A 13,091-nucleotide genomic window follows, 5' to 3' on the forward strand; every position below is an offset into this window, starting at 1 on the left:
GCGGGCAGGCGCCCATCGCCGGGACCTCGGGGGATCCGATGAACGGTGCGCCTGCCCGTGTCGACTACCAGTTACTGAACTCCCCGAGCGCTGCCGCGAGCGGAACCGGCACGCGGGCAGCGATTTTGGTTCCCTTGTCGGTGTGCTCGGTCGATTCGATGCGCCCTTCGGCGTGGACGCGGGCCACCAGGTCGCCGCGCTCGTAGGGCAATGTCACGTCGACGAACGCGTCGGTCGGCTCGACCAGCTCCGCCATCCGGGTCCGTAACTGCGCCAGGCCTTCCCCGGTGTGCGCCGAGACGAACACCGCGTCCGGCAGCGCACGCCGAAGCTGCGCCAGCGCGAGATCACCCGCCGCGTCGATCTTGTTGACCACCAACAGTTCCGGCGGTGGGGCGATGCCGTATTCGGTGACGACATCGTTGATCACCGTGCGCACCGCCTGGATCTGGGCCAGCGGTGTGACATCGGAGCCGTCGACCACATGGATGAGCAACTCCGCGTCGGCCACCTCCTCCAGGGTGGACCGGAACGCCTCCACCAGCTGGGTGGGCAGGTGGCGGACGAACCCGACGGTGTCGGTGAGCACGAACGCGCGACCATCCTCGAACTCCCCACGCCGGGTGGTCGGCTCCAACGTGGCGAACAGCGCATTCTCGACCAGGACGCCGGCCCCGGTGAGCGCGTTGAGCAGACTGGACTTACCGGCGTTGGTGTAGCCGACGATCGCCAGTGCGGCGGCATCGCTGCGCCGGCGGCTCCCGCGCTGGGTGTCGCGGATCTTCTTCATATCCTTGATCTCGCGGCGAAGTTTGGACATCCGCTCGCGGATGCGGCGCCGGTCGGTTTCGATCTTGGTCTCACCAGGGCCGCGAGTACCCACACCGCCACCGGCACCACCGGCCCGGCCGCCGGCCTGCCGGGACATCGATTCACCCCAACCGCGCAGCCGCGGCAGCATGTACTCCATCTGGGCCAGCGAGACCTGCGCCTTGCCCTCCCGGCTCGTCGCGTGCTGGGCGAAGATGTCCAGGATCAGGGCGGTGCGGTCGATCACCTTGACCTTGACGGCCTTCTCCAGGGCATTGAGCTGGGCGGGGCTGAGCTCGCCGTCACAGATGACGGTGTCCGCACCGGTGGCCTCGACGATCTCACGCAGCTCGATGGCTTTACCGGAACCGATGTAGGTCGAGGCGTCGGGCTTGTCGCGGCGTTGCACCAGGCCCTCGAGGACCTCCGAGCCTGCGGTCTCGGCGAGCGCGGCCAGTTCGGCCATGCTGGCGTCGACATCGGCCGCGCTGCCCTCGGTCCACACCCCCACCAGGACCACGCGCTCCAGACGCAGCTGGCGATACTCGACTTCGGAGATATCGGTGAGCTCGGTGGACAGCCCGGCGACCCTGCGCAGGGCCGCCCGGTCTTCCAGGGCGAGTTCACCGGTGCTGGGAACGGGATTGTTCGGAGAAAATTCAGTCATATGTGCTTTCGATGGTGACATGCCGCCCGGGCTGCACGCATGTGATTAATCGCCCGCATAGTCACCGCGGGCCACCAGGGCCGACGGACCGTGCAGGTAGCTGGTGGCCTCGGTGACGGTGACGGTGACCTCGCCGCCGGGAATACGGACCCGCAAGGTACCGGTGCCGTCGCCGCCGTCCACCAGGGCTGCCAACGCCGCCGCAACGGTTCCTGTTCCGCAGGAACGTGTTTCGCCGACTCCGCGTTCGTGGACCCGCATGCTGACCGCGCCCGACTCGGGGCGGGTGAGCACCTCGATGTTGACACCCTCGGGGAACTGAGCGGTGTCGAACGAAACCGGGGCTGCCACGTCGAGGGCGGCCAGCTGCGCGGCGCTGAGATCGCTGACGCAGGCCAGGTGCGGATTGCCAACATCCACGCCGAGCCCGGTGAAGCTCTGCCCGCCGACCACGGCCGAACCGGTACCCAGCAGAACGGCCTTGCCCATGTCCACGGTGACCTCGGCCCGCGCGCTCTCGCCCGCGTCGACCCGCACGACGACCGGACGCGGCCCGGCCAACGAGCCCACCACGAATTCGTCACGGTGCTCCAGACCGGCGGCGCGCAGATAGTGCGCGAACACTCGCACCCCGTTACCGCACATCTGGGCGATCGAGCCGTCGGCGTTGCGGTAGTCCATGTACCAGTCGTCGCCTGCCACCCCCTCGGGCAACACGGCGAACACCCCGGCCGCCTGGGCAGCGGCGGCGGTCGTCACGCGCAGCACCCCGTCGGCGCCGAGGCCGCGGCGCCGGTCGCATAGGGTGGCCACCCAGTCGGGGCGCAGTGGAAGTTCGGCATCCAGATCGGGCAGCACGACGAAGTCGTTCTGCGTTCCGTGTCCCTTCACGAAGGGGATGCCCAGTCTCACTCGTCCAGGATACTCAGCGCGGCCTCGGCCAGGTCATGGCGCGAACCATCCAGCCACCGGACCCGATGATCGCGCCGGAACCACGACCGCTGCCGCCGCACGTACCGTCGGGTGCCCACGAAGGTGGCTTCACGCGCCCCGGCGAAATCGGGATCATCGCCGGCATCCAGCGCCGCGAGCACCTGGGCGTAGCCGATGGCGCGGGCGGCGGTCACCCCGTCGCGCAGGCCGCGTTCGATCAGGCCGCCGACCTCGCCGACCAGCCCGTCGGCGAACATGGCTTCGGTGCGTGCGCGCAAGCGGGTATCGAGCGCGCCTGTCTCCCAGTCCAATCCGATGATCTGGGTGCCCCACCGCGGATTGCCGATCCGCGGCGCGGACGCGGCGAACGGCTCGCCGGTCAGCTCGACGACTTCCAGCGCCCGCACGATGCGGCGGGCGTCGGTGTCCAGAATGGCCGCCGCCGCGGCGGGATCGACGCGGGCCAGTTCGCCGTGCAGCGCGGCCACCCCGTCCTCGGTCAGCCGGGCCTCCCATTTGGCCCGCACCGCGGGATCGGTATCGGGAAACGACCACTGGTCGAGCAAGGACTGGATGTAGAGCATCGAGCCGCCCACGATCACCGGCACTGCACCGCGCGCCAGGATCGCCTCGATATCGGCGGCCGCACTGTGCTGATACCGCGCGACCGAGGCGTTCTCGGTGACGTCGAGGACATCGAGCTGATGGTGGACGATGCCCTCGCGCTGCTCGGGCGGCAGCTTCGCGGTGCCTATGTCCATACCGCGGTAGAGCTGCATGGCATCGGCGTTGACGATCTCCCCACCCAGTCGGTGGGCCAGCGCAAGGGCGAGCGCGGACTTCCCGGTGCCGGTCGGGCCGATCACGGCGACCGGTCGCAGCGCTGGCGTCACAGCCGCCACATCCCGACGAAGTAGCCGACACCGTACGGGGCGCCGCGGTAGAGCTCATGCGCCGCCACCGGTGCCGAACCGACCAGATCGGCCACCACCCGGTAGGCATCACGGCCCACCGCGCCGGCGGCCACGCCGGTCAGGTTCGCGGTGTCGCCCGCGGCCAGCGCATCGTCGAGCCGGTGCTGCCCCGGTACCGAGTCGGGATCGAAGCCACCTGGCGCGGCGGCGGTCAGGGTATTGGCACCGTCGGCGACCACCAGCACGCCGATCGGGTCACCGGTGCCGTCGAGGACCGCACGCAGGGATCCGGCGTCGGTATCGGGTCCGACGATATGCACCTCGGCGACAGCGTTCGGGGCCGCGTTCGCGCGCACCCAGCCGGTGATCAGCGCGGCCAACGGGAGATCGGTGACCGGGCCGTCCGGTTCCGGCGACAGCGTCACGACGATATCGGCGCCGTAACCGGCGAAGGTCCCCACCGCCTGCGGGCCCACCACCCCCGCGGTCTGGCCCGCGGCCACCGCGATCCACCGTGCCGGCAGCTGGGCGCCGACCGTCAGTACGGCCGCCCGCAGATCGGCCACCTCCTCGGCCGCCGTCCCGGCCAACTCCGGCACCAGGATCGGCGCGGATGGGATCAGTGCAATGGCCGCCAACACGTCTTCACGCTAGCGCGCTGGCGAAACCTGCTCGTCGGCCCAGCCCGCCTCACCACGCGCCAGCGCCGCGGTCGCCAGGACCATCACCACCACCGCGGCCACCAGGGTGATCCAGCCCGCCTCGCCGGGGCGCAACGCCTCCCCCAGCACCACGACGCCGAGTGCGGAGGCGACGACGGGTTCGGTCACCGTCATCGTCGGCAGCGACGCCGTGATCGCGCCGGCCCGGAAGGCCGCTTGCTGATACGCGGTGCCTGCCACCGCGACCAGCGCCCACGCATACAGCTCGGGGGTGCGCAGCAGCTCCCACAACCCGTCGCCGAGCCGGTCCACCACGGCCTTGGTGAGGATCGCGAAGATTCCCCACAGCGCGCCGGAGACCACCGCCAGCAGGATCGCCCCGATCGGCTTGCCGGACCAGATCCGCGCTCCGGCCACACACAGCACGAGCATCGGGCCCAGCACGGCGACGACGGCCAGCCAGGCCTCCGTCCCGGCGCGGGCCTGGCCCTCCGTGGGGTTCCCGACGGTCACGATCACCGCCACCGAGATCGCCAGCAGCACCGCCCACGTCCATTCGAAGCGGGTGACCCGGCGCCGGTAGGCCCGGGCATTGAGTGGCAGCGCGAACAGCAAAGATGTCACCAGCAGCGCCTGCACCAGCAATACCGATCCGAATCCCAGCGCCGCGGCCTGCAGACCGAACCCGACCGCCGAGACCAGGCTGCCGACCCACCAGACCCGGTCGCGCAGCAGTCGCAGGAACAGCGTGAGGTGGCTGACGTCCTCGTCGGTCACCTCGTGGGCCGAGCGCTGGTGGATGACATCGCCGATCGCGACGAACAGGGCGGCACCGAGCGCCAGAAGTGCGGCGATATCCGCCTTGTCCAATGCGGCCTCCTCGGGGGTTCGGGTCCTGAGGTTGCCGGTAAAGCGGTTCGGATCGCAACCGCAGATCGCCCACGCATCGCGAAGCTGTGCGCACGGACGGGACCGACCTGCTTGAATAACGAGCGGAAGCATCGGGCGCCGCGTCGCGCGGCAGGTGCGCGGGTCAAACCGCGCGGGAGTGCGAGGAAGAGATGACAACCAGCGATTCAGGGCCGGGCGAGACCGCCGAGACATCGGCGCCCAAACCCACACCGAAACCGATCCCGCGGCCCGGACCGCGGCCCGCACCCCATCCCCGGCCGGCCGCGGCCGCCGCGCCGGTCGTGCCACCGTCGGTGGACCCGCACCGGTTCGGCCGCGTCGAGGACGATGGCACGGTCGTGCTGATCACCTCCGCCGGTGAGCGCGTCATCGGGTCCTGGCAGGCCGGCGACGCCGAGGCGGCCTACACCCATTTCGGTCGCCGCTTCGACGATCTGAACACCGAGGTCGTGCTGCTGGAAACCCGGCTGGCCTCCGGCAGCGGCGATGCCCGCAAGATCAAGTCCGCCGCGACGGCGCTGCTGGAGACGCTGCCGACAGCCGCGGTTCTCGGTGATGTCGACTCGGTGCAGGCCCGGTTGAACAGCATCCTCGAACACGCCGACGGGGCAGCCGCCGAGGAACGCGCGCGGCGCGATGAGCACCGCGCGGCGCAGACCGCACGCAAGGAAGCCCTGGCCGCCGAGGCCGAGGAGATCGCGAATGCCACCGGCCAGTGGAAGGCCGCAGGCGACCGGCTCCGGGCCATCCTCGACGAGTGGCGCACCATCACCGGGTTGGACCGCAAGACCGACGACGCGCTGTGGAAGCGCTACTCGGCGGCGCGCGAGACGTTCAACCGGCGCCGGGGTTCGCATTTCGCCGAGCTCGACCGCGAACGCGTCGGTGCGCGCCAGGCCAAGGAGGCCCTGTGTGAGAAGGCCGAGAAGCTCAGCGATTCCACGGACTGGGCAGCGACCGCGGCGACCTTCCGCGATCTGCTCGCCCAGTGGAAGGCGGCCGGGCGCGCGGCCAAGGATGTCGACGATGCGCTGTGGGCACGTTTCAAGGCCGCCCAGGACACCTTCTTCGCCGCCCGCAACGCCGTACACGCCGAGCGGGACGCCGAGTTCAGCGCCAATGCCGACGCCAAGGAGAAGCTGCTGGCCGAGGCCGAGCGCATCGACGTCTCCGACCCCAAGGCCGCCCTGTCCGCGTTGCGCACCATCGGCGACAAGTGGGACGCCATCGGCAAGGTGCCCCGCGAGCGGTCGGCAGATCTGGAACGCCGGTTGCGGGCGGTGGAGAAGAAGGTCCGCGATGCGCAGACCGTCGATCACACCGACGCCGAGGCCAAGGCCCGTGCCGACCAGTTCCGGGAACGGGCCGAGCAATTCGAGCGCCAGGCGGAGAAGGCCGAGGCGGCCGGCAAGACCAAGGACGCCGAGAAGGCCCGGGCCAGTGCCGCGCAGTGGCGCGAGTGGGCGGGCACGGCCGCCGAGGCCGTCACCAAGAAGCGTTAGCCCTCGTCGTCCAGCAGCGACTTGCGCTGCTGGGCGGCGATCGCCGCGCGGCGCTCTTCCTCGGCACTCAGATGCACCGCGGTACGCGTCCACACCACCCGCGCCCAGTGGAAGGCCAGGATCAGCACCGCGATCCAGGCGATGATCAGACCGATGCCGGGCCCGGGCAGATCGCCGGCCGCGGTCTGCCGGGACCACACCGCGAGCATGCCGGCCGGGCAGGCGACGGTGGTGCCCGCCAGCGCAATCCAGGCCAGCGTCCAGCGCCGGGTCAGCAGCGCGAGGATCGAGAACCCGACGCCGAACACCAGCGCCAGCCAGACGAACACGCGTGAGGGCAACGACAGGCCGGTGCTGTGGGCGACATCGCTGGCCACCAGGATGTCGAGCCCGCGCGCCGATCCGGTGTGCGGCAGCACGAAGGTGCCGAGCAGCACGAAGACGCAGACCGCCACCACCATCGCGCGGGCACCGGGGTCGATCTCGGCGGCGACGCGGCGTTCGGCCGCTTCCAGGTCGTCCTTGAAATCCTCGAACTCCGGCGGATTCTTCTCACTCACAATGCGCATCCAGTCGTCGAACAATCGGTGGTGGTGGCCGCCGCCGGCGCGCCGATGCCCGGCATGCCGAGGCCGACGCCGGTCACCGGCCGCAGGCCCGCGGCGTGCGCGTCGCCGGCGCGAGTGCGGCGATGGGTATGAAGCGGGCCGTCGGCGACCAGGAAGTGGGGGGCGGCACGGGTCACCGTGGTGGTGACGATGTCGCCGGGGCGGACATCGGCGCCGCCTGCGTCGAAATGCACCAGCCGACCGTCGCGTGCGCGGCCGGACAGGCGTGCGGTGGCGGCGTCCTTACGACCCTCCCCCGCGGCCACCAGCAACTCGACCTCACGGCCCACCTGCGCCTTGTTCTCCGACCACGAGATCTGTTCCTGGAGGTCGACGAGCCGTTGATACCGCTCGCTGACAACCTCTTTGGGCAGCTGGTCGGGCAGGGTCGCGGCGGGGGTTCCTGGCCGCTTGGAGTACTGGAAGGTGAAGGCGCTGGCGAATCTCGCCCGGGCCACCACGTCGAGGGTCGCCTGAAAATCCTCTTCGGTCTCGCCGGGGAACCCGACGATGATGTCGGTGGTGATGGCGGCTTTCGGTATGGCGGAGCGGACACGGTCGATGATGCCGAGGAACTTCTCGGCGCGATAGGACCGACGCATCGCCTTGAGGATGCGGTCGGATCCGGACTGCAATGGCATGTGCAGCGTGGGACAGACATTCGGCGTGGTGGCCATCGCCTCGATCACATCGTCGGTGAACTCGGCCGGATGCGGCGAGGTGAACCGCACCCGTTCCAGCCCGTCGACGGTTCCGCAGGCACGCAACAACTCCGCAAAGGCACCCCGGTTACGCGGGATCGTCGGGTCGGCGTAGGAAACGCCGTAGGCGTTGACGTTCTGGCCGAGCAACGTGACTTCGAGCACACCCTGGTCGACCAGCGTCTGCACCTCGGCCAGGATCTCACCGGGACGGCGATCGACCTCCTTGCCGCGCAACGCGGGCACGATGCAGAACGTACAGGTGTTGTTGCAGCCGACCGAGATGGAAACCCAAGCGGCATAGGCTGATTCGCGAGCGGCGGGCAGAGCCGACGGAAACTCCTGCAAGGCCTCGGCGATCTCGACCTGAGCCACCCGCTGATGTCGGGCCCGCTCCAACAAGACCGGCAGCGACCCGATGTTGTGGGTACCGAACACGACATCCACCCACGGGGCCTTCTTCAGGACGGTGTCCCGGTCCTTCTGGGCCAGACACCCGCCGACCGCGATCTGCATGTTCGGATCGGCCGCCTTGCGCGGCGCGAGGTGACTGAGATTGCCGTAGAGCTTGTTATCGGCGTTCTCGCGCACCGCGCAGGTGTTGAACACCACGATGTCGGCGTCGGCGCCCTCGGCGGCGCGCGCGTAACCGGCGGCCTCGAGCAGGCCTGACAGCCGTTCGGAATCGTGCACGTTCATCTGGCAGCCGTAGGTGCGCACCTGATAGGTGCGCACGTCGACGTCGGCGGGTGCCGCAAGATCCGCCTGTGCGTCGGCAGCAACCATGGGACTCACGACGATCATGTTACGGGGGTGTCGATACCGCCCATCCTGAGCGTTCCCTGGGTAGGGTCAGAGCCCATGACCACCGCGGCTTCGGTCCCGATGATCTCGATGCAGGCTGTCGACAAGCATTTCGGCGATCTCCACGTGCTCAAGGACATCAACCTCGATGTTCCGCGCGGTCAGGTCGTCGTGGTGCTCGGTCCGTCGGGTTCGGGCAAATCCACCTTGTGCCGCACCATCAATCGGCTCGAGCCGATCGACACGGGAACCATCACCATTGACGGTGAAGTGCTGCCCGAGGAGGGCCGCAAGCTGGCCCAGCTGCGCTCCGACGTCGGAATGGTATTCCAGTCGTTCAACCTGTTCGCCCACAAGACGATCATCGAGAACGTCATGCTGGCCCCGGTCAAGGTGCGCAAGATCGCCAAGGACGCAGCGCGTGCCGAGGGGATGAAGCTGCTGGATCGGGTCGGTATCGCCAATCAGGCCGACAAGTACCCCGCGCAACTCTCCGGCGGACAGCAGCAGCGTGTCGCGATCGCCAGGTCGTTGGCCATGAACCCGAAGGTGATGCTCTTCGACGAGCCCACCAGCGCGCTGGACCCCGAGATGATCAACGAGGTGCTGGCCGTCATGACCGATCTGGCCACCGAGGGGATGACGATGCTGGTCGTGACCCACGAGATGGGCTTTGCGCGGCGCGCCTCGCATCGGGTGGTCTTCATGGCCGACGGCGCGATCGTGGAGGACGCCGAGCCGGAGGAGTTCTTCGGCAACCCGAAATCCGACCGCGCCAAGGACTTCCTCGGCAAGATTCTCAATCACTGAATCGAAGGAGCACGTGATGTCATTTCGAGTTCGGGTGGCCGCTGCCGCCGTCCTGGCCGCAGCACTGCCGCTGACCCTGGCCGCCTGCGGCGGCGGATCGGGCGGTGACGAGAACAAGGTGGTCATCGGCACCAAGTTCGACCAGCCGGGTCTCGGACTGAAGAACCCGGACGGCTCGATGAGCGGGTTCGACGTCGATGTGGCGACCTATGTGGCCGAACAGCTCGGCTACACCCCCGATCAGATCGAGTGGAAGGAAGCCCCGTCGGGCCAGCGCGAGACGCTGATCCAGAACGGGCAGGTGGACTTCATCGCCGCCACCTACTCGATCACGGACGCACGTAAGGAGAAGGTCAGCTTCGCCGGTCCCTATCTGGTGACCGGCCAGAGCCTGTTGGTGCGGGCGGACAATTCCGACATCGTCGGCGCCGAATCGCTGGAGAACAACAAGAAGCTGTGCTCGGTCACCGGCTCGACCCCAGCCCAGCGCATCAAGGACAAGTACCCCGGCGTTCAGCTGCAGCAGTACGACACCTACTCGGCCTGCGTGGAGGCGCTCAAGAGCGGTGCGATCGATGCGGTGACCACCGATGAGGTGATCCTGGCCGGGTATGCCGCCCAACAGCCGGGCACCTTCAAGCTCGTCGGTGAGCCGTTCTCGGAGGAGAACTACGGCATCGGGCTGAAGAAGGACGACACCGAGCTGCAGACCAAGATCAACGACGCCATCACCAAGATGGAGACCGAGGGCAAGTGGGCCGCGGCGTTCGAGAAGAACTTGGGCCCTGCCGGTATCGCCACACCCCAGCCGCCCGCCGTCACGAAGTAGCGGATCCACCGGGTGGAAGTTTTCAGCGAGTACCAGGACCGGATCTTCGCTGCGTTCCTGGTCACCATCGAGCTGACCGTGTATGCGGCGATCGGTGCACTGGTGCTGGGCACCGTGCTGGCCGCAATGCGGCTCTCACCGGTACCGGTGATGCGGGCGGTGGGCACCAGCTATGTCAACGTGGTGCGCAACACCCCGCTGACCCTGATCCTGGTGTTCTGCTCATTGGGCCTGGCCAACACGCTGCACATCACGCTGACCGACCCGACGTCGCCGACGTCGATCGTCGACAGCAACTTCCGCCTGGCGGTTCTCGGGCTGACAATCTACACCGCGGCATTCGTGTGTGAGGCCATCCGCTCGGGGGTGAACACCGTGCCGATGGGTCAGGCCGAGGCGGCGCGCTCGCTCGGCCTGACCTTCTCGCAGAACCTCCGGATCATCCTGCTGCCGCAGGCTTTTCGAGCGGTCATCATCCCGCTGGGTTCGGTGATGATCGCGTTGACGAAGAACACCACCATCGCCTCGGCGATCGGCGTCGCCGAGGCGGCACTGCTGATGAAGGAAATGGTGGAGAACACCTCGGCACTGCTGGTGGTCGGTAGCATCTTCGCCATCGGGTTCGTCATCCTGACCCTGCCGATGGGCTTGCTGTTCGGGTGGCTGGGCAAGCGCTGGGCGGTGCTTCGGTGATGAGCGCTTGCGCGAAGAACAGACAACACGTGAGCGCTCGCGCGAAGAACAGACAACACATGAGCGCTCGCGCGAAGAACAGACAACACATGAGCGCTCGCGCGAAGAACAGACAACACGTGAGCGCTTGCGCGAAGAGCGGAGAGCACCGATGACGGGCTCGTCCGTTCTGTTCGATGCGCCCGGTCCCCGCGCGCGCAAGATCAACATGGTCCTGGCCGTTCTGACGGCCCTGGTGTTCGCCGCGATCCTGGGCTGGGTGGCGTGGAAGTTCGCCGCCGCCGGGCAGTTCGATGCCGCCAAGTGGGAGCCGTTCTTCACCGCCGATCTCTGGACCACCTATGTGCTGCCCGGTATCGAGGGCACGCTGACCGCCGCCGCGGTGTCGATCGTGCTGGCCCTGGTGTTGGGCTGTCTGCTCGGGATCGGACGGCTCTCGCCGGTGCGGGCCATCAGCTGGGGCTGCGGCGTGTTCGTGGAATTCTTCCGCGCGGTGCCGGTGCTGATCATGATGTTGTTCTCCTACGCACTGTTCGCGATGTACGGGGTGTTCGCCTCGGAGTACCTGGCACTGGCCGGGGTGATCACCGGCCTGACGTTGTACAACGCGGCGGTGATCGCCGAGATCGTGCGCACCGGTGTGCACGCGCTGCCCCGCGGTCAGGCCGAGGCCGCCTCGGCGCTGGGCATGACGTGGACCCAGACCATGACCAGTGTGCAGCTCCCCCAGGCCATCACCTCGATGCTGCCGGTCCTGGTGTCACAGATGGTCGTGGTGCTCAAGGACACCGCGATCGGCTATCAGATCACGTTCGTGGAGATGGTTCGCCAGGCACAGAGCGTCGGCTCCGCCTACAGCAACTACATCCCGGCGCTGATGGTCATCGCGGTGTTGATGATCGGGCTGAACTTCGCCCTCTCCTCGTTGGCCACGCGACTCGAGGCCAGGCTGCGGCGGTCCAAGAAGGGCCCTCAACCGCAGGCGGCACGGCCGATCGTTCAGGACGGTCCGGGAGTGTGATTGCGGGCCAGCGCCAGACCGGCGCAGGCGATCACCGAGCAGCACACCATCACGATGCCCAGCGGGCCGGCGGTGTGCTCACCGGCCAGACTCACCAGAGGTGACACGGCGGCGGCCAACAGGAACTGAGTGGCACCCAGCACCGCCGAGGCGCTACCTGCTGCCCGCGGCGCTGCCGACAGGGCCAGCGCGGTGGTGGTGCCGAAGATCAGACCCATGCCGGCGTCGGCGGCGAACAGCGGGAGCGCCAGCCAGCCCGCCGCGAGGTCGGTGTAGGCCAGCGCCAGCACGATGACGCCGGCGACGGTGATGACGGCCAGTCCGGCGGTGGCCAGCACATGCGGTTCGGTGCGGGCCGACAGCCGGGCGCTGAGCGCACTGACCAGCAGCAGGCCGAGAGCATTGACACCGAACACCGCGCCGTACTGGGCGGCGCTCAGGCCCATCATCGTCTGGTAGACGAACGGTGAGGCCGAGATGTAGGCCATCAGCACGGCGAAGGCGAAGCCGAATGCGACGACGTTGCCGATATAGCGACGCCCGAGCAATTCACGCAATGGCGAGCCTGCGGTGGCTTTCTCGGCCCGCAGCGCGGTGCGACGCTCCTCGGTGTGCGTCTCGCGGATGACGATGAGCGCGGTGATGAGCATCAGAGCGACCAGCACCAGGATGATCGCCAGCGCGCCGCGCCAACCCAACGGACCGACGAGGAAACCGCCGGCCAGCGGAGCAACGATCGGAGCAATGCCGCCGACGATCATCATGAGGCTGAAGGCCCGGGCGGCGGCACGGCCGGTGGCCAGGTCGGAGATGATGGCGCGGCCGATCACCATGCCCGCCGCACCCGTCAGGCCCTGCGCCAGCCGGGCGGCGATGAGCACCTCGATGGTGGGCGCGAACACCGCGACCGCACTCGCACCCACACAGATCGCGGCACCGATCCACAGCGGCTTCACCCGCCCGTAGCGATCCGAGAGCGGGCCGAAGATCAACTGCCCCAGCGCCAGACCGATCAGAAACGTGGTCAGGGTCAGCTGCACCGTGGTCGGCGAGGTATGCAGATCGTCGACCATCTCGGGGAAAGCTGGCAGGTAGAGGTCGGTGGCGAACGGGGCCACCGCCGACAACAGCGCAAGGGTGACGAGTAGGCCGACGGTGATCCGTGGTGCCGCGTCCGCGCGCGGGGTGTCGACAGAGGTGGTCATGCAGCAGCTCCAAATTGGTT

The 13,091-nt window shown here is 68.4% G+C and carries 13 protein-coding genes; 5 read left to right on the forward strand and 8 right to left on the reverse strand.

The window, feature by feature from the left end:
- Nucleotides 1-64: 64 nt before the first annotated feature.
- The 5 genes from hflX to G154_RS05220 are packed head-to-tail and all read right to left on the reverse strand — an operon-like array spanning nucleotide 65 to nucleotide 4,856.
- Nucleotides 65-1,477, reverse strand: coding sequence for a GTPase HflX (gene hflX / locus G154_RS05200; RefSeq protein WP_019513005.1), 1,413 nt, complete (start codon nucleotides 1,475-1,477; stop codon nucleotides 65-67).
- 45 nt (nucleotides 1,478-1,522) lie between these two features.
- A complete protein-coding gene (dapF, locus tag G154_RS05205; RefSeq protein ID WP_023985641.1) occupies nucleotides 1,523-2,377 on the reverse strand; it encodes a diaminopimelate epimerase in 855 nt (284 codons plus the stop codon).
- Nucleotides 2,378-2,385: 8 nt separating this feature from the next.
- Entirely contained in the window at nucleotides 2,386-3,291 is a 906-nt protein-coding gene (gene miaA / locus G154_RS05210) for a tRNA (adenosine(37)-N6)-dimethylallyltransferase MiaA (RefSeq protein WP_023985640.1), read from the reverse strand.
- 8 nt (nucleotides 3,292-3,299) lie between these two features.
- Complete coding sequence (locus tag G154_RS05215) at nucleotides 3,300-3,965, reverse strand: hypothetical protein (protein WP_019513008.1); 666 nt, start codon at nucleotides 3,963-3,965, stop codon at nucleotides 3,300-3,302.
- A 9-nt stretch (nucleotides 3,966-3,974) separates the two neighbouring features.
- Nucleotides 3,975-4,856, reverse strand: a complete 882-nt coding sequence (locus tag G154_RS05220) for a DMT family transporter (protein ID WP_019513009.1) — start codon at nucleotides 4,854-4,856, stop codon at nucleotides 3,975-3,977.
- Nucleotides 4,857-5,047: 191 nt separating this feature from the next.
- Here G154_RS05220 and G154_RS05225 point away from each other — a divergent pair, with 191 nt between their 5' ends.
- Nucleotides 5,048-6,400: a DUF349 domain-containing protein gene (locus G154_RS05225; RefSeq protein WP_019513010.1), complete on the forward strand. Its 1,353-nt coding sequence runs from the start codon at nucleotides 5,048-5,050 to the stop codon at nucleotides 6,398-6,400.
- Here the strand turns inward: G154_RS05225 and G154_RS05230 are convergent.
- Together G154_RS05230 and miaB are read right to left on the reverse strand one after the other, a co-directional pair.
- On the reverse strand, nucleotides 6,397-6,969 hold the full coding sequence (locus G154_RS05230; protein ID WP_023985639.1) for a hypothetical protein: 573 nt from the start codon (nucleotides 6,967-6,969) through the stop codon (nucleotides 6,397-6,399). The genes G154_RS05225 and G154_RS05230 overlap by 4 nt on opposite strands.
- Nucleotides 6,957-8,495 carry a tRNA (N6-isopentenyl adenosine(37)-C2)-methylthiotransferase MiaB gene (miaB, locus tag G154_RS05235; RefSeq protein ID WP_023985638.1) on the reverse strand — a complete coding sequence of 513 codons (1,539 nt, stop codon included), beginning with the start codon at nucleotides 8,493-8,495 and terminating at the stop codon, nucleotides 6,957-6,959. The genes G154_RS05230 and miaB overlap by 13 nt, the downstream gene beginning before the upstream one ends.
- 99 nt (nucleotides 8,496-8,594) lie before the next feature.
- Between miaB and G154_RS05240 the strand changes: the two genes are divergently transcribed.
- From G154_RS05240 to G154_RS05255, 4 genes are all read left to right on the forward strand, one after another.
- Nucleotides 8,595-9,323, forward strand: a complete 729-nt coding sequence (locus G154_RS05240; protein WP_023985637.1) for an amino acid ABC transporter ATP-binding protein — start codon at nucleotides 8,595-8,597, stop codon at nucleotides 9,321-9,323.
- A 16-nt stretch (nucleotides 9,324-9,339) separates the two neighbouring features.
- Nucleotides 9,340-10,152 carry a glutamate ABC transporter substrate-binding protein gene (locus G154_RS05245; protein WP_031601449.1) on the forward strand — a complete coding sequence of 271 codons (813 nt, stop codon included), beginning with the start codon at nucleotides 9,340-9,342 and terminating at the stop codon, nucleotides 10,150-10,152.
- 12 nt (nucleotides 10,153-10,164) lie between these two features.
- On the forward strand, nucleotides 10,165-10,845 hold the full coding sequence (locus G154_RS05250; protein WP_019513015.1) for an amino acid ABC transporter permease: 681 nt from the start codon (nucleotides 10,165-10,167) through the stop codon (nucleotides 10,843-10,845).
- Nucleotides 10,846-10,996: 151 nt separating this feature from the next.
- The gene (locus tag G154_RS05255) at nucleotides 10,997-11,866 is read left to right on the forward strand and encodes an amino acid ABC transporter permease (protein ID WP_019513016.1); all 870 of its coding nucleotides are present in this window, start codon (nucleotides 10,997-10,999) and stop codon (nucleotides 11,864-11,866) included.
- On the opposite strand, the gene G154_RS05260 is transcribed toward G154_RS05255, so the two are convergent.
- Nucleotides 11,845-13,071: a multidrug effflux MFS transporter gene (locus G154_RS05260; protein ID WP_019513017.1), complete on the reverse strand. Its 1,227-nt coding sequence runs from the start codon at nucleotides 13,069-13,071 to the stop codon at nucleotides 11,845-11,847. The two genes, G154_RS05255 and G154_RS05260, sit on opposite strands and share 22 nt — an antisense overlap.
- Nucleotides 13,072-13,091 lie beyond the last annotated feature (20 nt).

The sequence above is a fragment of the Mycobacterium sp. VKM Ac-1816D genome, assembly GCF_000416385.1.
Classification (GTDB): domain Bacteria; phylum Actinomycetota; class Actinomycetes; order Mycobacteriales; family Mycobacteriaceae; genus Mycobacterium; species Mycobacterium neoaurum_A.